The 21,370-nt window shown below is 67.0% G+C and carries 17 protein-coding genes and 1 pseudogene; 16 read left to right on the forward strand and 2 right to left on the reverse strand.

What is annotated here, in order from left to right; all coding sequences use genetic code 11:
- Positions 1 to 4 precede the first annotated feature (4 nt).
- Both A5785_RS03130 and A5785_RS03135 read right to left on the reverse strand, forming a co-directional pair.
- Positions 5 to 1,632: pseudogene (locus tag A5785_RS03130) on the reverse strand (phytoene desaturase family protein).
- Positions 1,629 to 2,306: a GNAT family N-acetyltransferase gene (locus tag A5785_RS03135; protein WP_049698243.1), complete on the reverse strand. Its 678-nt coding sequence runs from the start codon at positions 2,304 to 2,306 to the stop codon at positions 1,629 to 1,631. The pseudogene A5785_RS03130 and the gene A5785_RS03135 overlap by 4 nt, the downstream one beginning before the upstream one ends.
- Positions 2,307 to 2,664: 358 nt before the next feature.
- On the opposite strand from A5785_RS03135, the gene A5785_RS03140 reads away from it, so the two are divergent.
- The 16 genes from A5785_RS03140 (at position 2,665) to ftsZ (ending at position 21,364) form a co-directional block, all read left to right on the forward strand.
- Positions 2,665 to 3,183 (forward strand): SAV_6107 family HEPN domain-containing protein, encoded by a 519-nt coding sequence (locus A5785_RS03140; protein ID WP_049698242.1) that lies wholly within the window; start codon positions 2,665 to 2,667, stop codon positions 3,181 to 3,183.
- A gap of 272 nt (positions 3,184 to 3,455) precedes the next feature.
- Positions 3,456 to 3,845 (forward strand): DUF3040 domain-containing protein, encoded by a 390-nt coding sequence (locus A5785_RS03145; protein WP_049698241.1) that lies wholly within the window; start codon positions 3,456 to 3,458, stop codon positions 3,843 to 3,845.
- A gap of 656 nt (positions 3,846 to 4,501) precedes the next feature.
- Positions 4,502 to 4,945, forward strand: coding sequence for a division/cell wall cluster transcriptional repressor MraZ (gene mraZ / locus A5785_RS03150; protein WP_005176306.1), 444 nt, complete (start codon positions 4,502 to 4,504; stop codon positions 4,943 to 4,945).
- A gap of 224 nt (positions 4,946 to 5,169) precedes the next feature.
- Positions 5,170 to 6,180: a 16S rRNA (cytosine(1402)-N(4))-methyltransferase RsmH gene (gene rsmH, locus A5785_RS03155; protein WP_064864530.1), complete on the forward strand. Its 1,011-nt coding sequence runs from the start codon at positions 5,170 to 5,172 to the stop codon at positions 6,178 to 6,180.
- A complete protein-coding gene (locus tag A5785_RS03160) occupies positions 6,177 to 7,094 on the forward strand; it encodes a hypothetical protein (RefSeq protein WP_064864532.1) in 918 nt (305 codons plus the stop codon). Before rsmH ends, A5785_RS03160 begins: the two co-directional genes overlap by 4 nt.
- Positions 7,095 to 7,143: 49 nt before the next feature.
- On the forward strand, positions 7,144 to 7,284 hold the full coding sequence (locus A5785_RS23610; protein ID WP_231894291.1) for a hypothetical protein: 141 nt from the start codon (positions 7,144 to 7,146) through the stop codon (positions 7,282 to 7,284).
- 5 nt (positions 7,285 to 7,289) lie between these two features.
- On the forward strand, positions 7,290 to 9,050 hold the full coding sequence (locus tag A5785_RS03165; protein ID WP_231894292.1) for a peptidoglycan D,D-transpeptidase FtsI family protein: 1,761 nt from the start codon (positions 7,290 to 7,292) through the stop codon (positions 9,048 to 9,050).
- A 145-nt stretch (positions 9,051 to 9,195) separates the two neighbouring features.
- Positions 9,196 to 10,809, forward strand: a complete 1,614-nt coding sequence (locus tag A5785_RS03170) for a UDP-N-acetylmuramoyl-L-alanyl-D-glutamate--2,6-diaminopimelate ligase (protein WP_064864565.1) — start codon at positions 9,196 to 9,198, stop codon at positions 10,807 to 10,809.
- A gap of 29 nt (positions 10,810 to 10,838) precedes the next feature.
- A complete protein-coding gene (locus tag A5785_RS03175; RefSeq protein ID WP_442902837.1) occupies positions 10,839 to 11,252 on the forward strand; it encodes a UDP-N-acetylmuramoyl-tripeptide--D-alanyl-D-alanine ligase in 414 nt (137 codons plus the stop codon).
- Between the two features lie 82 nt (positions 11,253 to 11,334).
- Positions 11,335 to 12,432: a phospho-N-acetylmuramoyl-pentapeptide-transferase gene (gene mraY, locus A5785_RS03180; RefSeq protein ID WP_049698236.1), complete on the forward strand. Its 1,098-nt coding sequence runs from the start codon at positions 11,335 to 11,337 to the stop codon at positions 12,430 to 12,432.
- Between the two features lie 5 nt (positions 12,433 to 12,437).
- Entirely contained in the window at positions 12,438 to 14,012 is a 1,575-nt protein-coding gene (gene murD / locus A5785_RS03185; RefSeq protein ID WP_064864566.1) for a UDP-N-acetylmuramoyl-L-alanine--D-glutamate ligase, read from the forward strand.
- Positions 14,009 to 15,805: a putative lipid II flippase FtsW gene (gene ftsW, locus A5785_RS03190; protein ID WP_064864538.1), complete on the forward strand. Its 1,797-nt coding sequence runs from the start codon at positions 14,009 to 14,011 to the stop codon at positions 15,803 to 15,805. Before murD ends, ftsW begins: the two co-directional genes overlap by 4 nt.
- 44 nt (positions 15,806 to 15,849) lie before the next feature.
- Positions 15,850 to 17,187, forward strand: a complete 1,338-nt coding sequence (murG, locus tag A5785_RS03195; RefSeq protein ID WP_064864540.1) for an undecaprenyldiphospho-muramoylpentapeptide beta-N-acetylglucosaminyltransferase — start codon at positions 15,850 to 15,852, stop codon at positions 17,185 to 17,187.
- A 92-nt stretch (positions 17,188 to 17,279) separates the two neighbouring features.
- A complete protein-coding gene (gene murC, locus A5785_RS03200; protein WP_231894295.1) occupies positions 17,280 to 18,767 on the forward strand; it encodes a UDP-N-acetylmuramate--L-alanine ligase in 1,488 nt (495 codons plus the stop codon).
- Positions 18,768 to 18,799: 32 nt separating this feature from the next.
- Complete coding sequence (locus A5785_RS03205; RefSeq protein WP_197494584.1) at positions 18,800 to 19,465, forward strand: cell division protein FtsQ/DivIB; 666 nt, start codon at positions 18,800 to 18,802, stop codon at positions 19,463 to 19,465.
- A 726-nt stretch (positions 19,466 to 20,191) separates the two neighbouring features.
- Positions 20,192 to 21,364 (forward strand): cell division protein FtsZ, encoded by a 1,173-nt coding sequence (gene ftsZ / locus A5785_RS03210; protein WP_005205614.1) that lies wholly within the window; start codon positions 20,192 to 20,194, stop codon positions 21,362 to 21,364.
- The last annotated feature ends 6 nt before the right edge of the window (positions 21,365 to 21,370 follow it).

Consider the following 21,370-nt stretch of genomic DNA (forward strand, 5'->3'; position numbering starts at 1 on the left):
AGCGTCAGCGACGCCATCGGCTCGCCGCGATCGCGAGTTGCCCTGCGATACGCCCGCTGGCACCGGTCACCCCACCGCCGGGATGCGTCGACGCCCCGGCGAGGAACAGTCCTGCCGCGCCGGGTACACGGTGCCCGGCCAGGTCGGGGTGCGGCCGATAGACGAACATCTGGTCGATCGTCATCTCGACGTGCATGATGTTGCCGCCGACCAGCCCGAGTTCGGATTCCAGATCGGCCGGCGTCTGTACATAACGATGGTCGACCGACGCACTGAACCCCGGTGCGTGGCGATCGACTTCGGCGAGGATCTCGTCCGCGGCGACCGAGCCGGCCGTCGACCACTGTCCTTCGCGCAACTGTCGGGGATGCCACTGCGACCATACGGTGATCGAATGTCGTTGTGCGGGAGCAAGTGTCGGGTCGATCGCCGAGTAACTCATCACGACGCACGGTGGGCGCGGTGGTAACTCGCCGACCGAGGCCGCGGTGTACGCGCGACGAAGCTGTGCGCGATCGGCGACGAGGAGTCCCAGCGCCGAATGCACGCCGTGCGGTGGAAGGTCCGACGGCAGGTCGCGGTAGGCGGGGAGTGCGCGTGTGACGAGCCGGACTGCCATCCCGATGCCGGAACCGATGTCGATCTCGCGCCGCCACCGATCGATCTCCGCTGGTGGAGCAGCTCGCCCGGCGTCGAGCATGTCGAGCGTTGCGAAGATGTGGCAGGCGGCGATCACCTGGTCGGTGCAGTGGCTGTCCTCGCCGGTCTGCACGCGCCAATGATCGCCACACCGACTGATCGACGTCGCGGGCGACCCGGTGAGTACCTGCGCGCCGTCGGCGTCGAGGCGATGCAGGAGGGATTCGGTGAGCGCGCCGCTGCCGCCGACCGCCCTGCCAGGGGGAATCCGATGCATGAGCGCGGCGAACCCGACCATGGGTGCGGTACCCGGCGCGTTCATCGGCGGACCCGATTGCGCGCCGAACCAGGCGAGAGCCGCTTTGAGTCGTTCGGAGGTGAACCAGCGATCGAGGAGGGCGTCGCCGGACATCATCAGTTCCTGGGTCGCCGACATCAGAGACCCCGCACGCCTACCGATGAACCCGGTACGCGCGGTGTGGGCGGTGTTGCCGATACCGGTGAAAGCCCGTCCGAACCGGGGGAGCGTTGCCGGCGAGTTGAACGCGTCGAGCACAGCTCGCGACCGCGGACCCCACACGTCGACGAATCGTCGGTAGGCGTCCGCGTCGGCGTCTGAGCACGCGGCGGCGATCGACGCGCAGGTCGCGTCGAGGTCGGTGCGGAACACCAACGGTGGTCCGTCCTGCGTAGCGGGTGCGAAACCCCAAGGGTCGCAGTCGATATAGCGCAGACCGTGCGCGGAGAGGTCGAGCTCGTCGATGATCGGGGGTGTCGGATCATCAGATGTGCCGACGATCCGCGATCGACTCGATAGCCCGGAAAGCGTTCGACGGTCGAAACAGCGCCGCCCGGGATGTCGTCGCGTTCCACGACGAGGACCGAACGTCCCGCGCGGGCGAGGTAGGCGGCCGCGATGAGGCCGTTGTGACCTGCACCCACGACAACGGCGTCGTGCCGGGGCTTGTGGCCTGAGTCGCCTCGGCGGCTCACCGCGCCGCCGCTGGTGGCGTGCCTGTGAGAGGTTCGGTAGCAGCGTCGAGCGGGAGTCGTCGACCGAGGAAAGCGAAGGGTCGTGGGTCGCCGGTGAAGGTGAAGTGGCGCAGCACATCGTCGAAGCCCATCCTGCGGTAGAGGGACCACGCGCGATTTCGTTCGGCGGGAATCTCCGGGGTGGACAGCAGGACGTGGTCTTCTTGGCGGTCGCTCAGCAGCGCGGTCAGCAACCATTCGCCGATGCCGTGGCCCTGAGCGGTCGGGTGGACGTGGAGTTCGGTGAGTTCGAAGTAGTTGGTTGCGATGCGTTCGATGGTGTCGCGGTCGCAGCCGGACAGTCGGAGTCCGGTCCTGAGTTGGTGATTCCACCACTGGTCGTCGGCGCCGCGATAGCCGTAGGCGATGCCGACCATGATCTCGTGCCCCGACGGCGACACCGGAGGGCCGATACGTCGACGCTCCGCGTCGGGGTCGAGCCGGATGTCGGGGGAGACGGCCGTCAGCGCCGCGTATGCGGTCCACCCGCGTCGGGCGATGTGTTCGCGCCAGAGCGGAACCCGGTGGTGCTCGGTGCCACGCGGGTAGTCCATCGCGGTCACGTAGACATTCAGGGCAGCGTCGAGCCAGGCCGGGGAGTCCTGGCCGGTCAACCGAACGAGTCGGGTCGCCAACTGCTCGTTGTCCTTCCTCCCGCAGTCCGCCGCGCGCGTCGCGTTCCTGGCAGGCCGCAGCCGATCGGGAATGTCGGTACCGAGTTCTACGCTTCTGCTGTCGGGAATGGGGCCACATCTCCTCTTGAAGAGTGTCGCCGTTCTAGCTATATTGAATATGTCGAACGGGTGTTCGATGAACGTGCCTCCGCAAGCCGTTCTGCGTCACCCACGACAGTCTGGGCGGTCCGGCGACGGACGAGGGAAGCGTGCATCGCCGGACCGTACCGGGACTTGGTCACACACGAACGACTTGGTCACACAGGAACGTGGAAGCCGCTCGGGTGTCGAGCGGACGCAACACCGAAGGGAGCGCGAGATGGCAGTCCATAGGCCGACGCGCGGCACAGTGCGTCACGCACGGCGAGGTGCAGTGGTGCGTCCGGAGATCGACCCGATGGTCGTCGTGCGTGCTCGCGACCTCCTCGATCGCGCAGAGATCCTGGTCGAGAATGCCGACGGCGTGCCAGACGACGCCGAACGGTTCCGCCAGTACTACTTGGCGGCGCTGCGGGCGGCAGGAGCGGCACTCGCGGTCTACGAACCACCCGCGAAGCGAGCATCTCGACGCGTGTCCCCCAATGCGTGGTCGCGGATCTCGTCGGCTGTTCCTGATCTGGCCGAGTTCGCCGAGGCGTTTGCCCGGATGTCGTCTGTGCGCATGGAGATCGAGTCAGGCCTGCGTCGCTCCGTCGAGGGTGCGACGGTCGTGGCGCTCCGCTCCCGCGTGTTGTCGTTTCTCGACGCCGTCGAAGACATCATCGTCGCCTACGAACAGGGAAAGCTTGCGCACCAAGCGGTCGACCGGTCCGACTACGGCTACGACCACATCGCCTGATTCATCGGCTCGTCCGCGCCTGCGGTTCGCGCTTCGCGGCCGACGGCGCCGTACGGCGGTTCGGATGGCGGTCATTTCACCCGACGTGATCACAGGTCCCGAATTGTCGCTATTGGCGGCTTCGATGCGACGGTCGGGTGGTTATGGTGGTCGCGCTTGCAATCACCTCGTATCATGGAAGCAGTAAGCCGCGAACACATGTCACGAGACTGGCGTCCGCGGTCGCCACAATCTCGTTGATGTGTGAATCGGCAACGTAGTAAGGAGGGTCGGTGCCACTCTCGGAGCACGAGCAGCGCATGCTCGAACAGATCGAAAGTGCTCTTTACGCCGAGGACCCGAAGTTCGCGTCCAGCGTGAAGCGTCGGCGGCTTGGCCGGTCGTCGGGTCGTCGTCGTCTTCAGGCGGCGGCGGTCTTCGTCGTGGGTCTTGTGCTGCTCGTCGTCGGCCCACTGGTGGGCCTCAGCGTGGCCGGGCTTCCCGTCGTCAGCCTCATCGGATTTCTCGTGATGTTCGGCGCGGGCCTCCTCGCTCTGTGGGGCGGTGGCCGCTCGGGTCCCGAGAATTCGGCACCCGCCGAGGCCCCCGCGCGGCCGGCAGGCAAGCGCAAGTTCACCGAGCGCATGGAAGAACGGTTCAACCGCCGCTTCGACCAGGAGTGACCCAGGCGCCTGATTGATCAGGCGTCTCCCTTCGGCCACATTGTGTGTCGTATCGAAGGATGTGTGTGCTGCAGCACCCACGGCCTTCGATAGGACACACATTTACGCCTCCACCACTCCTTGAGATAGTCAGATCTCACAAACAGCAGGGCAACACATCGCACCAATGTGTTGCCCTGTTGTCGTATGCGGGTGAGCACGCCGTGTCCGCACCGGCCCGGCCGGCCACCTCACCTCTAACCCTGCCTTCTGGTGGGGCCATGCACCCATCGCTCTGGTCTGCCTGATCGGACCTCCCACTCCGGAGCTCCCGCGACGCCGCCGCCAGCTGTGCGGCCCCTGATTCCCCACGCCGCCCCACCGCGGTCCCCACAGCGCCCCACCGGGTTCCCCACATCTCCCCACCCGGGCACAAAACTGGCTCCCATCAGTCACTTTGATGCTGTTTCGTCCTTCTGGACACACGAATGGCGGGCTGGGACACGCGGCGCGTGGTGTCATCCACCACCGTGTTTATCTGTGTTGACCTGCAGCAATAGTTTTGGATGGCGACTTCAGGGGGTGGAAGGGGTGGAAAGTGGTGGAAAGTGGGGTACTGTGGCAGCACTGGGTGAGACGGACCGGAACGGATCGCTCAGGGGGCAGGAGGTGTCGACATGTCGTCCGTTCGATTTGTCGGCACCTACACACCCAAGTTGGACGACAAAGGGCGACTGACATTGCCCGCCAAGTTCCGCGACGCACTGGCAGGAGGCGTGATGGTCACAAAAGGCCAAGACCACAGCCTGTCGGTGTTTCGAGCCGAGGAGTTCGACGAGATCGCCGCCCGAATTGTGGAGGCATCCCGTAACGATCCGCAGGCACGAGCCTTTCAGCGCTACTTCTTCGCCAGCACCGAGGAGCAGCGCCCGGACGGGCAGGGTCGGATCAGCTTGTCTCCCGACCATCGGGAGTACGCGGAGCTGACCAAGGAGTGCGTGGTGTTCGGCAGTTTCGATCACCTCGAGATCTGGGACGCGCAGAAGTGGCGCGAGTACCAGAACGAGCACGAGGAGAACTTCTCGGCAGCCAACTCGGCCGCACTGAACGCGGTCTTGTAGCCGAGGAATGGCACACGATGGACAGGGCTTCGGGTGGATCGAGGCCCCGGTCCGGAACGACCCTGGCGTACTTCCCCAACGCCAGGTTCGCGACCGGACCGGGACCCCGCTTCACCCGGCGAGACTCTTCGTGCCGACCAGTGTCGGTGCCAGGGATTCAAGATGAGTGTGCGTGGCCGCAACGGGTCGGGGCGTGCAGACAGCACGCGTCGGGAGGTGATTCGGTGAACGCGCCACACGACGACGAACGTCGTTCCGGAGAATTCGGCCACGTGCCCGTCATGGCACGGCGGATCACCGAACTTCTCGCACCGGCCTTGACCCACTCTGGTGCCGACCCCTCGGAGACCGACCGTCCGGTGTTCGTCGACGCGACGTTGGGCGCCGGCGGCCACAGCGAACTCATACTCACCGAATTTCCCGACGCGCGTGTGATCGGCATCGACCGTGACGAGTCGGCGTTGAACATCGCACGTGATCGCCTCGCCCGCTTCGGCGACCGGATCTCGTTTCACCAGTCTCGATTCGACGGCATCGACGACGTCCTCGCCGCGGCAGGCGTCGACCACATCGACGGCGTGCTCTTCGATCTCGGTGTGTCGTCGATGCAACTCGACCGCGCCGATCGTGGATTCGCCTACGCCGTCGACGCCCCTCTGGACATGCGGATGAATCCGGACGACGACCTGACCGCGGCAGACGTGCTCAACACGTACTCGCACGGCGACCTCGCACGGGTGCTGTCGGAATACGGAGAAGAACGCTTCGCAGGCAAGATCGCGTCAGCCGTTCTCCGGGCCCGTGAGACCGAACCCTTCACAACAAGTGGGCGGCTCGTCGAATTGCTTTATGCCGCAATTCCTGCGGCCACACGTCGGACCGGTGGGCACCCCGCGAAGCGCACGTTCCAGGCGCTGCGGATCGAGGTCAATCACGAGCTCGACGCGCTACGCCTCGCGTTGCCCGCAGCGCTCGATGCGCTCGCGGTAGGTGGACGCGTGGTGGTGATGAGTTATCAGTCGCTCGAAGACCGAATTGTCAAGCGTGAGTTGGCATCTCGTACCACCTCGACGTCGCCACCCGGCCTTCCGGTCGAACTGCCGGGGACCGCACCCAAGTTCAGACTCGTCACCCGAGGTGCCGAGCAGGCAGGCGAGGCCGAGCTCGCCGAGAATCCGCGGTCTGCCCCGGTACGGGTCCGCGCCATCGAACGTGTCGAGAGGAATCGGTCATGACAGTGCTCGACGACCGCACCGTCGCCGACAGCGCAGGTGCAGCCACCACAACGCCAACCCGTCGTCCGCGTCGGGAGAATCTCGAATCCGAGCGTGCCAACCGCTCGCGAGCAGCCCAACGTGCGCTCGATCGCCGTCGCAATCGTGTTGTGGCGCAGGGCTCTACGTCGACGCGTGGTGACCGCGATTCGGCCGTCCGACGTGTCTCGCTGTTCACTCGTGCGCGGTCGGTTCCGTTCGTGGTGCCCGTTCTCGCGCTGCTCGTCGTGGGTCTCGGGTTGAGTCTCTGGCTGTCGACGAAGGCCGCGCAGGATTCCTACCGACTCGGAATCGAGCGCAAGGTCAACCAGTCGCTCGTCGACCGCCGCGACAGTCTCAAGCGCAGCTACGAGTCGGGCGACTCCGCGCCCGAATTGTCCGACAAGGCAGCGAAATTGGGGATGATCCCGGTTCAGAATCCGGCCCGGATGGTTGTCGGCGCCAATGGCAAGCCCAAGGTGCTCGGCGATCCCGAGCCCGCATCCGGCAAGCCGATGGGGACGATCAACCCCGACGACAAGCCCGATCCCACCAGCAAGATCGACAAGAGCAAGGTCAGTGATTCGATGGGCCTCGGGGGTGCAGACGCATCGGACTCGAATGCCGCCCAGTCCGGTGATGCGACCAGGTCCGGCGATAGCAACTCGTCCGGCGCCGGCTCGTCCAATTCGCCAGCGCCGAACAACAATACGGCTCCCGGAACCAACACCACGCCGACCCAGAACCAGGGTGGCGACGCCCCGGCACGCGCCGATGCTCCCGCGCGCGCTGATGCCCCGGCGCCGGGGGCCGCTGCCGCACCCAATCCGAATGTTGCACCCTCGGCTCAGACGAATGGCAACCCGCCGAGCGCAAATTCGGCGGGAGCCCGTTAGGGCAGTGGACAATTGACAACCATGACACGCGCCAGTTTTCAGCGGATCGGTGAGCGTTTCGACCCGCCCACTGCGCAGCCCCGGTCAGGGCGACGCCCAGCATCTGCGGGCGGAGGGTCGGGTACCGGTGGCCGCGGAGGCGGGCGGGGTCGAGGTCCCCGCACCTTTGAATTCCGCAGTCGCGCTGTAGGAGTCGTGATTCTCCTCGTGGTGTTGGCGGTGGCGATCCGGATGATCGTCGTGCACACCATCGAGGCGTCGTCGATCTCGGCAGAGGCGGCGCAGCAACGGGAGTACACCCAGGTGCTGACGGCCAAGCGCGGGGCGATCCTCGACCGCAACGGGCGCCCCCTCGCGTACACCGACGAAGCGCGCTCACTCACGTTCTTGCCCAAGGCCGTTCGCAAGTCGATCGAGGCCGAGCACAAGAAGAACCCCGAGTACCCCGATGTGGACAAGAGGCTCAAGGAGATCGCCGACGGTGTGTCGTCGGCGCTCGGCGGATCGATCAGTTCCGACGATCTGCACAAGAAGCTGACGAGCGACGACGGGTTCGTCTATCTCGCACGGTCGGTGAGTCCTGAGGTCGCGGCACGGATCGTCGCCGACTATCCCGAGGTGGGCGCCGACCCGCAGGCGATCCGTCTCTATCCGGGTGGCTCGCTGGCGGCCAACGTCGTCGGCGACGTCAACTACGACGGGAACGGGTTGATCGGTCTCGAAGCATCGATGGATTCGGTACTCGCGGGGACCGACGGATCGAAGACGTACGACCGCGGCTCCGACGGCGCGGTGATCCCGGGTAGCACCCGCAACGTGCACCCGGCCATCAATGGCGCCACGGTGAAACTGACGCTCGACTCAGACATCCAGTGGTTCGTGCAGAGCGAGGTCAACAAGGCCAAGCAGGCGTCCGGCGCGAAGTCGGCGTCGGCGGTCGTGCTCGACGCGAAGACCGGCGAAGTGCTCGCGATGGCCAACGACGGAACGTTCAACGCATCCAAGCCGCTGTCGGAACAGACCAAATCCGACCTGGGCAACCCGGCGGTCACCTCGCCGTTCGAGCCGGGGTCGGTGAACAAGATCGTCGCTGCCTCCGCCGCCGTCGAATACGGGCTGACCAGGCCGGACGAAGTGTTGCAGGTGCCGGGCAGTATCAACATGGCCGGAGTCACCGTCAATGATGCGTGGTCGCACGGCGTCGAGCCGTACACGACGGCGGGCATCTTCAGTAAGTCGTCCAACGTCGGAACGCTGATGCTGGCCAAGCGTGTCGGTGAGCAACGGTTCGCCGACATGGTGAAGCGCTTCGGGCTCGGGCAGCGGACCGGCGTCGGCCTTCCGGCAGAGAGCGGTGGAGCGGTACCCGCACTGAGTCAGTGGTCGGGTGGTTCCTTCGCCAATCTGCCCATCGGGCAGGGCCTCTCGATGTCGCTCCTGCAGATGACCGCGATGTATCAGGCGATCGCCAACGACGGTCTCCGTGTGCCACCGCGCATCCTCGAGTCAGAGCAGCGCGACGGCGGCAACGTCGAGGATGCTGATCGGCCCGCTGGTGTCCGAGTGGTCAGTCCGCAGACCGCGCGTACGGTTCGCGACATGTTCCGCGGGGTCTTCCAGGAGGACCCGATGGGCGTGCAGTCGGGAACGGGCTACAAGGGTGCGGTCTCGGGCTATCAGATGTCGGGCAAGACGGGTACAGCGCAGCAGGTCGACCCGGCGTGCGGGTGCTACTCGAACTCGAGCTACAACATCACGTTCGCAGGCATCGCTCCCGCCGACAACCCGCGCTTCGTGGTGGGCATCATGCTCGACAACCCCAAGCGAAGCTCCGACGGCAGCGGCGGACAGTCGGCGGCGCCGCTGTTCGGGACGATCGCCTCGTGGATTCTGCAGCGCCAGCAAGTGCCGCTGTCTCCCACACCTACGCCGTGGATCAAGCTCGAGGCGCGCTGATTTGCCGGTGGGCGCGCCGTCACGAATTGTCCTGACGGTATCGTGAGTGCGTTCCGGAGAGCGCGCATCCGCACATCCCCGGGTTCGAGCCGCACCGGCGCGAACACGCGACACCGATACCACTGCTGAGGGAGGCGATCGCATCATGGCGTCGAATCGCCGGTCCGCAGGACTGAACAGACCAACTCACGTCGAACCCACGGCCGTCTCCGTGCTCTCGACCGCCACCGGCGCACGACTCGACTTGATCGGGACGGTGCCTGCCGATGCCGCCGTCTCCGGGGTGTCGTTGCGTGCGCAGGACATCGTCGCGGGCGATCTGTTCGCAGCGCTGCCGGGTGGCCGCACGCACGGCGCCAGGTTCGCGGCCGAGGCCGTTGAGCGTGGCGCGACGGCGATCCTCACCGACGCGGCGGGCCGCGCAGAGCTCGGACGGGTGCTCCCGCCCGACGCCGCGTGCGCGGTACTCGTGCACGCCGACCCGCGGTCGATTCTCGGCGGCGTGAGCTCACGGATCTACGGCAACCCGTCGCAGCGCCTCAAGCTGATCGGCATCACCGGCACGTCGGGCAAGACGACAACGGCATACATGGTCGAGGCCGCGTTGATGGCTGCCGGTCACACCGTCGGATTGATCGGCACGGTGGAAACCCGCGTCGACGGTGTCGCTCAGGCGAGTTCACTAACGACGCCCGAAGCTCCGACCCTGCAGGCATTGCTCGCCGCGATGCTCGAACGCGGCGTCGACGTCGTGGTCATGGAGGTGTCGAGTCACGCACTGGCTCTCGGCCGCGTCGACGGAGCCCACTTCTCGATCGGTGCGTTCACCAATCTGTCGCAGGATCACCTCGACTTCCATCCGACGATGCGCGACTACTTCGAGGCCAAGGCACTCCTGTTCGCGGCGGGATCACCGACCCGAGCGGTGCGTTCGGTGGTGTGCGTCGACGACGAATGGGGTCGACGCATGCTCGACGTCGCGCGTCGCGGTAAGGGCATCGCGCCGATCACTGTCTCGACGACCGACGTCCCGGCCGAGTGGCATGCCGGACCGTCGACGATCGAGTCCGACGGTTCACAGCGCGTCGAGATCGCCGACGCCGCCGGGATCGGTCACGATCTCACGCTCAGGCTGCCCGGCCGCTACAACGTCGCCAACGCGACACTGGCGGTCGCGGTCGTGGTCGCGGCCGGTGTGCCCGTCACTACGGCGACCGCAGCAATCGCCGACGTGTCGGTTCCCGGACGGCTGCAGCGCATCGATCGGGGGCAGGACTTCCTTGCCATCGTCGACTACGCGCACAAGCCGGGAGCGCTCGAAGCCGTGCTGACAACCCTCGACGACCAGGCGCGCGGACGTGTCGCCGTCGTCATCGGTGCGGGCGGCGACAGAGACACGGCCAAGCGGCCGTTGATGGGCGAGGTGGCCGCGCGCCGCGCAGATCTCGTCGTCATCACCGACGACAACCCACGGACCGAGGACCCGGCCGCGATCCGCGCGGCTGTCCTCGCCGGTGCACAGGCCGTGCCGGATGAGGAGCGTCGAGCGGGTGTCGAGATCAGGGAGGTCGGCGACCGCCGTGGCGCGATCGAGGCGGCTATCGCGTGGGCGCGGCCCGGCGACATCGTCTTGGTGGCCGGCAAGGGCCACGAGGCAGGCCAGGAGATCGACGGCGTGAAGCATCCGTTCGACGACAGGGACGTCGTCGCCGAGGCCCTCGCTGGCGTCGTCGAGAACACGTCTGGGGCAGCTCGGTGAGTCCCGATGGCGGCCAAGGGGAACGACACGTGGTCATCGTGCCTGCGGATGTCGAGACGGTGTCGCGTGCGATTCGCGACCTGGTGTCGCGCGCACGGGATTCACCTGAACGTGTGCGCACCTGGGCGATCATCGGCGACATGGGTACACGCGACGGTCTGACCGAGAACGAGCGCGTCGTCGAGCATGACAGGGTGGGGCGACTCGCCGTTCGGCTCGCCGTCGACAAGACACTGTGCGTCGGAGAGTCACGTGCGGTCCGCGCGCTGCATCAGGGAGCCGTGATGGAGGGTTCCTGGGGCGACGAGGCGCGGTTGGTCGCGACGGTCGACGACGCGGCCGCAACGCTCGACACCGACGACTGGCGCCCTGCGCCCGACGACATGGTGCTCGTCGCGGGCACCGATCCGGCGTTGGCCGATCGGGCGGGTTCGGGTACATGAGCTGCGGGACTGGGGAGATGACGAGACAGGAACAAGGAGAGCGACGAGTGACCGTCGGGCAAACTGAGGGAGGACTGCTGCGGTGACCCAGATCCTCATTGCGGGTGCGATCGCCGTTGCGGTATCGATCCTGCTCACTCCGGTGCTCATCCGTGTGTTCTCCCGCCAGGGATTCGGACAGGAGATTCGCGTCGAGGGGCCGCAGAGTCACCAGACCAAGCGCGGCACCCCGTCGATGGGTGGAGTGGCCATCCTGATCGCGTTGTGGGCGGGCTACTTCGGAGCGCACATCGTCGGAGTGTTCACCCACGACGGCAACGGGCCGACAGCGTCCGGGCTGCTCGTTCTGGGTCTCGCGACGGCACTCGGCGGCGTCGGATTCCTCGACGACTTCATCAAGATCCGCAAGCACCGGAATCTGGGGCTCAACAAGACCGCCAAGTCGATCGGGCAGTTCCTCGCGGCAATTCTGTTCGGCGTGCTCGTCCTCGGCTTCCGCAACGACTCGGGTTACACGCCGGCGAGTCCGCACCTGTCCTATGTCCGCGACATCGACGCGATCTCGATGGTCTCGGTCGCATTCGTGGTGTTCTGCTGGCTGATCGTCGCGGCGTGGTCGAACGCCGTCAACTTCACCGACGGTCTCGACGGCCTCGCCGCCGGGTCGATGGCCATGGTGCTGGGAACCTACGTGTTGGTGACGTTCTTCCAGTTCGTCAACGCCTGCTCGGGAGGCGCCAAGCCTGCCGCCGACATCCCTCGGGGCTGCTACCAGGTGCGCGACCCCTTGGACCTCGCGCTGATCGCGGTCGCAGGTGGCGGCGCATGTCTCGGGTTCCTCTGGTGGAACGCGGCACCGGCGAAGATCTTCATGGGCGACACGGGTTCGTTGGCGCTCGGCGGTCTGCTCGCGGGACTGTCGATCACGACCCGCACCGAACTGCTCGCGGTGGTCATCGGCGCGCTGTTCGTCGCGGAGATCATGTCGGTCGTCATCCAGATCGCGTTCTTCCGTACGACGGGTCGTCGTGTGTTCCGCATGGCTCCCTTCCACCACCACTTCGAACTCGGTGGCTGGGCGGAGACCACGGTGATCATCAGGTTCTGGCTGCTCACAGCCATCGCGTGTGCGCTGGGACTCTCGCTGTTCTACGGCGAGTTCCTCACGGTCAACGGCTGAGCGTGATGACCTCATCGTCGGAGCTGCATCTGCGCGGCAGGCGCGTGCTCGTCGCGGGCGCAGGCACAGCGGGGATGTCGGCGGCACGATTCCTCCTCGGAGTCGACGCTCGGGTCACGATCGCCGACGACAGATTCGGTGAGGTAGAGCCGACCGGTGTGGTCGGAGCCGATGCCGCGCGGACCGCCGGCGCCCGTCTCATCTCGATCGCCGAGCTCCTGGCCGACGACTCCTGGGTGGCGACGACCGACCTCCTCATCGCTTCGCCCGGGTTCGCGCCGACCAATCCGCTGATGGTCGCAGCAGCCGAGCACGAGATCCCCGTGTGGGGCGAGGTCGAGCTCGCGTGGCGGGTCGACCGTGCCGGGCTGCTCGGCGCTCCCCGCACGTGGCTGGTCGTGACCGGAACCAACGGAAAGACCACGACGACGTCGATGCTGACCGACATCGTCGTCGAGAGCGGCCGCGCCGCCGCAGCGTGCGGCAACATCGGATTGCCTGTGCTTGACGCGATGCAGACGCAACCTAGGGTCGATGTGCTGTGCGCCGAGTTGTCGTCGTTCCAGCTTCACTGGGCGCCGTCGATCACTCCCGATGCGGGTGTCGTGCTCAACATCGCCGACGATCACCTCGACTGGCACGGATCGTTCGCCGCGTACGCGGCCGACAAACAGATCGCGCTGCACGGCGACGTGGGTGTCGTCGGCCTCGACGACGCCGTCGCCGCGGGCCTTCCCGTGCCGGGACGGCGCGTCGGGTTCAGCCTCGGCGAGCCCGCACCGGGTGAGCTCGGCGTCGTCGATGGTGAGCTGATCGATCGGGCGTTCACCGCTGAGCAGGACGGCCAGTCCGGGGGTACGCCTCTGATCGCCGCGACGGCGATTCACCCCCCGGGGCCGTCGGGAGTGTCCGACGCCCTGGCGGCCGCGGCGTTGGCGCTGGCGATCGGCGTCGCGCCGTCGGCGATCGGTCGGGCGTTGAGCGCGTTTCGTCCCGCGGCGCATCGGGGTGAGGTGGTCGTGACGATCGACGGCATCGACTTCGTCGACGATTCGAAAGCCACCAATCCGCACGCGGCCGCGGCGGCGATCGGTGCACACCGTCGCGTCGTGCTCATCGCGGGCGGGCTGTTGAAGGGTGCGTCGGTCGACGACATGATCACGGGCTCCGCGGATCGACTGGCCGGAGTTGTCGCGATTGGGCGAGACCGGGCGATCATTGTCGACGCGATTTCGCGACACGCCCCAAAAGTCCCAACAGTCACAGTATTCACAGGAGACGATGGCGGTGTGATTGCACAGCGCGCCCTCGGATCAGAAACGGATCCGGTGTCGAGCGGGGGACAACCCCCATTCGACGCCCCCGGGAACTCCGACGACCTCGCGACCGCGGTGATGAACCGTGCCGTCGCGGAGGCGTGGACGCTGGCCACGGCCGACGATCCGCGCCCCGACGCAGTGCTTCTGGCACCTGCGGCGGCGTCGCTGGACATGTTTCCCGGATACGGACGACGCGGTGATGCCTTCGCGGCCGCCGCGCGCTCGTTGCCGGGGAGTGCTCCCCGGGCGACGCAGCCGTGACGGCGACACAAGAAGACGCGTCGACCGAGGCGAAGAGCGCCGGCTCTGACTCCCCGCGTGCGTCGAAACGACGTACCGCGCCCAAAGCTCCGCGCTCACGCAGCGATGCTGCCGCCATTCCCGCGACGCTGGTCGAGGGCGTCCGCAATCTCCTGAGCCGGCCATTGGCGTCTTACCACCTGGTCCTGACGATGGCAGCACTGATGACATCGTTCGGTCTGATCATGGTGCTCTCGGCGTCGTCGGTGGAGGGCTATTCCGCGGACGGGTCGGCCTACGGTTTGTTCGCCAATCAGGTCATCTTCGTGGTGCTCGGTGCGGTCGTCTTCTACCTCACGTTGCGCATGCCGGTGCGATTCTTTCGTCGCATGGCGGTCCCGCTGATCGCCGCCACGACGATCATGTTGGCGCTCGTCCTCGTGCCGGGAATCGGCACCCTCAGCCAGGGTGCGCGCCGCTGGTTCGACATCAACGGCCTCTCGGTGCAGCCGTCCGAGCTGGTCAAGGTCGCGCTCTGTGTCTGGGGCGCGCATCTGCTCGCGTCACGTCGACGCGACAACTCGTCGCTGCGCGAGCTGCTCGTGCCTCTCGTGCCGGTCGGCCTGCTGATCTGCCTGCTGATCATTCTCGAGCCCAACCTCTCGACGACGATCACCATCGCGATCATCGTCGGTGCTCTGCTCTGGTTCGCAGGGCTGCCGATCAAGGTGTTCGCGGCGTTCGTCATCACCGGTGTCGGCATCGCCGTCGTCCTGGCGCTCGTCGAGAGCTACCGGTCGCAGCGCGTGATGAGCTTCCTCGGTGGCATCGACGATCCGCAAGGTGCCGGCTACCAGGCGCGGCAGGCGACGTTCGCGTTGGCCAACGGCGGCGTCTTCGGAGTCGGACTCGGTCAGAGCCGCGCCAAGTGGAACTACCTGCCCAACGCGCACAACGACTTCATCTTCGCGATCATCGGCGAGGAACTCGGGTTGATCGGCGGACTGCTCGTCGTCTTCCTGTTCGTCGTGCTGGCGTTCACCGGCTTCCGTATCGCTCACCGCTGCACCGACCCGTTCCTGCGGCTGATGACGTCGACCATCACGGTCCTGATCACTGCGCAGGCCTTCATCAACATCGGATACGTCATCGGGCTGCTGCCGGTGACCGGAATCCAGTTGCCGCTGTTGTCGGCGGGCGGTACGTCGACGTTGACGGTGTTGGCGATGCTCGGCCTGTTGGCCAATGCCGCGCGTCATGAGCCCGAGGCCGTCGCCGCATTGACGACCGGCCAGCGCAGTCGCGTCAGCCGCTGGTTCCGCTTGCCGACGCCTGTTGCCTACAAGCCGACCCGGGCCGAGAGCGCGCGGAATCGTCTCGACACGCGTGATCGCCGCGCACCGGCCTCGTCCGGTGGACGACGTTCTGCGACACCCAATCGGGTACCCGCCTGGCGTCGCGCGATCGGCGTGCGCTTCTTCGGTGCGGCGCCGGAGCCGAGTCCACCCGTCGATCGACGCGGGGCACCTCGGTCGGGTCCGGTCCGTCTCGACTACCGTGTCGGGTATTCAGGCCGCCAACAGCGTCGGGACGACGCCCGTGGTCACGAGCGACAGAACCCATCGCGACGATCGTCAGAGTCCGCTCGTGCAAGCCAATCCGCCCGTCGCGCGACGGGCAGGGGAGTGCCGAGTTCGACGCGAACAGGGTCGTCGACGGGGGCGTCGCGGTCGGACTCGGGGCGCTATTCCGGTCACACCGGGCGAGCTGACAAGATGTCGGGTGGGTCGCGGTGGTCGGGCACCGGTCGCTGATCTCCCGAGGTGAGCAGAACAGATGTGAACGGAGTGCAGACCGTATGGGTCCGGACGAAACACGGGTCACGACAACCGACCACGGGGCTGCGGGAGGCAGTGACCGAAAGCTGTCGGTTGTGGTCGCCGGTGGCGGCACCGCCGGTCACATCGAACCGGCACTTGCGGTAGCGGATGCGGTGCACAGACTCGATCCCTCCGCACGGATCACCGCACTGGGCACCTCTCGTGGACTCGAGACGACGCTCGTTCCCGAACGCGGTTACGACCTCGCGCTGATCCCGCCCGTCCCGCTGCCACGTAAGCCCGGCGTCGAACTCGCGAAGACACCCGCGCGGTTGTTGCGCTCGGTGCTCGCAACCCGCAAGGTCCTCGCCGACGTGAAGGCCGACGTCGTCGTCGGATTCGGCGGATACGTCTCGATGCCCGCCTACCTCGCGGCCAGGGCACATTTGCGGCCGAGTCGACGTCTGCCGATCGTGATCCACGAAGCCAATGCCAGTGCCGGTGTCGCGAACAAGGTCGGCGCCCGCTTCGCCGACGTCGTGATGGCCGCGGTCGACGGCTCTGGACTCGACTGCGCCGAGGTGGTCGGTATCCCGGTGCGCGGCGTCATCGCTGACCTCGACCGCAAGGGTCTGCGCGCCAAGGCCCGCCACTACTTCGGCCTCGACGAGGACGCCCCGACCCTGCTCGTATTCGGCGGATCGCAGGGGGCGCAACGACTCAACGAGGCGGTCGCGGGTGCTGCTGACGCGTTGGGGCGCGCCGGGATCGGCGTGTTGCACGCGTATGGACCCAAGAACACGATCGATCCGGTGTCACCCGAGGGCGCTCCGCCGTATCGGGCCGTCGGATATCTCAAACGCATGGACCTCGCCTATGCGGCCGCCGATCTCGTGATGTGTCGGTCGGGCGCGATGACGGTTGCCGAGGTGTCGGCTACCGGGCTCCCCGCGATCTACGTGCCCCTTCCGCACGGCAACGGCGAACAGCGGCTCAACGCGCTGCCGGTCGTCGAAGCCGGTGGTGGGGTGCTGGTGGCCGATGACGAGGTCACCGCGGACTGGGTGGCCGCGGAGGTTCCCGCACTCCTCGGCGATCCGGAACGGCTCGCCGCGATGTCGGCGTCCGCGTTCGGGACGGGCCACGGCGACGCCGCGAATGCGGTGGCACGTGCGGCCCTCGACCTCGCTGCGTCGCATCGGCCCGGACGTCGGGCGCGCGCCGCGCAGCGCGTCGAGGCGGCAGAGGCCGACGCGAGCGCACCGGCCGCGACCGATGATCGAGCGTCGGATGCTCGCGATGAGGGCGCGCGCAAACCCGGTGATCCCGATGACGGGGCGGCGTTTCGTTCGACCGAATCGGCTCGCGAGCGGTGACAATCGACGATGTGACCCCCGCACACCCCGGATCCCCAGCACAGCCCGAGCCGGGAGCTGCCCCGCTGCCAGAAGAGCTCCGTAGAGTCCACATGGTCGGAATCGGTGGGGCCGGAATGTCGGGCCTGGCGCGCATTCTGCTGTCCCGAGGTGGTCAGGTGTCGGGATCGGATGCCAAGACCAGTCGCGGAATCATCGCGCTGCGTGCGCGTGGCGCCGAGATTACGATCGGTCACGACGCCGCTGCACTCGACGTGCTGCCCGGCGGTCCGACCGTCGTCGTCACGACGCACGCCGCAATACCCAAGACCAATCCGGAACTCGTCGCGGCACGCGAGCGTGGGATCCCGATCCTGTTGCGGCCCCACGTCCTCGCGGGAGTGATGGCCGACCACCGCACGCTGCTCGTCGCCGGAACACACGGCAAGACGTCGACGACGTCGATGGCTGTCGTCGCACTGCAGCACGCAGGGCTCGATCCGTCATTCGCGATCGGCGGCGAGCTCAACGAGTCGGGTACCAACGCCCATCACGGTAGCGGCGACGTATTCGTCGCGGAGGCCGACGAGAGCGACGGGTCGCTCCTCGAGTACACCCCCGACATCGTGGTGATCACCAACATCGAAGTCGACCATCTGGACTTCTTCGGCAGCGTCGAAGCGTACGTCGCGGTGTTCGACGAGTTCACCGAGAAGATCCGGCCGGGCGGCACGCTCATCGTCTGCCTCGACGATCCGGGGACCGTGGCACTCGCGCAGCGACGTGCCTCCGAGCTGACCGCGCGCGGTGTCCGGGTGCTCGGGTACGGCACCGACGCCGACACGGTCTCCATCCCAGATGTCATCCCGGCGGCCACGCTGCTTTCGTGGGCGCCGCAGGGGAGTGGCGGGGTGGCCGATGTGAGGTTCACACAGCCGGTTGCCGACACCGCTATCGAGGTCCCGATCACTCTCACGACCCCGGGAATCCACATGGCGCGCAACAGCCTTGGCGCGATCCTCGGTGCGGTATGCGCGGGCGGCGAGCTGGCCGAGGTCGTCGCTGGAGTCGAGGCGTTCGGCGGTGTCCGACGTCGCTTCGAATACAAGGGCAGTGCGGTGGGCGTCTCGGTGTACGACGACTACGCCCACCACCCGACCGAGGTCGCCGCAGTGCTTGCCGCAGCACGGGGTGTCGTGGCCCGGGGAGTCGGCGACCACGCCCGCGATGCCGGCAACGGGCGGGTGATCGCCGTGTTCCAGCCCCACTTGTATTCGCGCACAGAAGAATTCGCGGAAGAGTTCGCCTCGGCTCTCGACGCCGCAGACGAAGTGATCGTCGCCGACGTCTACGGGGCACGTGAGGCACCGATTCCCGGTGTGAGCGGTCGGAGCATTACGGACAGACTGACCGGGAACCACCGGTTCGTCCCGGATCTCTCGACGCTTGCCGGGCTCGTCGCGTCGATCGCGCGGCCCGGCGACATCGTGCTGACCCTCGGCGCCGGAGACATCACCATGCAGGGACCCGAAATCCTTGCCGCACTTGACGACACCCGCGCGGCATCGCGGACCACCAGGGGAGGCGAGGGCACCTCGTGACCCGGTTCCTGCCGGAACGTCGAGGAGCGCGCATGCTGCTCGGGGTCGGTGCTGTCGTGATCGTCGTCGTGGGACTCGTTCTCGTCGCGTTCTTCACGCCGCTGATGTCGGTGCGCAGTACCACCATCGAGGGTGCCAAAGGTGTGCAGACCGGCGAGATTCTCCACGCCGCTGACGTCGCGTCGGGGACACCGCTGCTACGCGTGGACACCCGTGTCGTCGCGCAGCGGATCGCGGCGATCCCATCGATCGAGTCCGCGCGCGTCCAGCGTGAATACCCGTCGTCGCTGTTGATCACGGTTGTCGAGCGGCAACCGACCGCCAGGGTCGTCGACGGCGACAAAGTGCACGTCCTCGACCGCACCGGCGTCTCATACCTGACCTACGCCACCAGAGGGCTGCCCGGCGAGTACGCCGCACTTCCCGTGTTCACCACGCCCAACCCCGGACCATCGGACCCGACAACCGTCGCAGCCATGAAGGCAACCGCGGGACTACCCGACGACATCTCGGAGCAGGTGACGGCGATCGACGCATCCTCGCCCGTCGACATCAAGTTCACCCTCAAGGGCAACCGCAAGGTCGTCTGGGGCGATTCGGCCAGAGGCGACGAGAAGGCGCGGACCCTCGGATACCTGCTGCCGCGCAAGGCATCCGAATACAACGTGTCGAGTCCGGACTTCCCGGCTGTCAAATAGGCGGCGGCTTCGCCGCCGCATGCCCGGCGAGCTCTAGCACCGTGCCTTCCTCCTCATCGCATCGTCGCTACGCTCCTCGCTCTTCGTGGTGCAGGCACGGCGCGCTCGCCGGGGGTGCAGAGTTTTTGGCGTCGGCTCCGCCGCCGCGGGCCCGGCGAGCTTTTAGCGCCGTGCCTTCCTCCTCATCGCATCGTCGCTACGCTCGTCGCTCTTCGTCGTGCAGGCACGGCGCGCTCGCCGGGCGTGCAGTTCGACGGGTGTGGGGTCGGTCGAGTGGTCGCGTCGTCGCTTTCGCTGATCGAGTCGATCCTTCGCTGATCGAGCTTGTCGAGATCACCCACCCACCCGACCGAGCCCGCCGCGAGCAGGTCGCGGCGTCGGTGGAGTGGTGAGCGGGCGCGGGAACGCGTCGGCGGAGTGGTGCGCCGTCGCGTTCTGGACGACGAGCGAGCGAGGAGCGCAGCGACGATGCGAGGGAGGAGGAAGAACGCGACTAGAGGCGCACCACTCCGCCGCGCCGATAAACACAGCGACGATGTGAGGGAGGAGGAAGAACGCGACTAGGGCGCACCACGCAGCCGCGCCAAAAAACACAGCGACACGCCGCGCCGCCTGCTGGCTCCTGGGCCAGTGGGTGCATAGCGTTCTCGGCAACAGACCACTTGACATAACTCTAAATCTATGGTTCAGGTTTAGGGTTTTGGATCGATAAGGAAGGCGAGCGCCATGACGCCACCGCACAACTACCTGGCCGTGATCAAGGTCGTCGGCATCGGCGGCGGCGGCGTGAACGCCGTCAACCGAATGATCGAGCAGGGCCTCAAGGGCGTGGAGTTCATCGCCATCAACACCGACGCGCAGGCGCTGTTGATGAGTGATGCCGACGTCAAGCTCGACGTGGGTCGTGATTCGACGCGCGGCCTCGGAGCAGGCGCCGACCCCGAGGTCGGCCGTCGGGCCGCCGAGGACGCACGCGATGAGATCGAAGAGCTCCTCAAGGGCGCCGACATGGTTTTCGTGACCGCGGGCGAGGGCGGCGGCACCGGCACCGGAGGTGCGCCGGTGGTCGCGTCGATCGCACGCAAGCTGGGTGCCCTGACCGTCGGTGTCGTCACCCGACCCTTCGGCTTCGAGGGCAAGCGTCGCGGAGGACAGGCAGAGGCCGGTATCACCGCCCTGCGCGAGTCCTGCGACACCCTCATCGTCATCCCCAACGACCGCCTTCTGCAGTTGGGCGATGCCCAGGTCAGCCTCATGGACGCCTTCCGCAGCGCCGACGAGGTACTCCTCAACGGCGTGCAGGGCATCACGGATCTGATCACTACCCCCGGCCTGATCAACGTCGACTTCGCCGACGTCAAAGGCGTCATGAGCGACGCAGGTTCGGCGCTCATGGGCATCGGGTCGTCGCGTGGTGAGGAGCGTGCACGCAAGGCGGCCGAGGCTGCGATCAACTCGCCGCTGCTCGAGTCGTCGATGGAGGGCGCGCGTGGTGTGCTGATGTCCATCGCCGGTGGTAGCGACCTGGGTCTCTTCGAGATCCACAACGCCGCGACGCAGGTGCAGGAAGCCGCACACGAGGACGCCAACATCATCTTCGGCACGGTCATCGACGACAACCTCGGCGACGAGGTGCGCGTCACGGTCATCGCGGCAGGATTCGACGGCGGTACCCCGCGCAAGCGCACCGACGCCCCCGCGGCCGTCGGCAAGACGGCCGTCGGAGCTGGCCAGGCGGGCACCGTGAACCCCGCGGAGAAGACCGACCCGCTCTTCGGGAAGATGCCGCAGGAGGGCGCTGGTGACCCGTTCGCCGATCGCCAGGCGTCGCCGCCCCGTCGCAACAGCGTCACGCTCGACGACGATGACGTCGACGTGCCGTCGTTCATGAAGCGCTGACGAACG

The organism is Gordonia sp. 852002-50395_SCH5434458, from assembly GCF_001665905.1.
GTDB lineage: Bacteria > Actinomycetota > Actinomycetes > Mycobacteriales > Mycobacteriaceae > Gordonia > Gordonia jacobaea.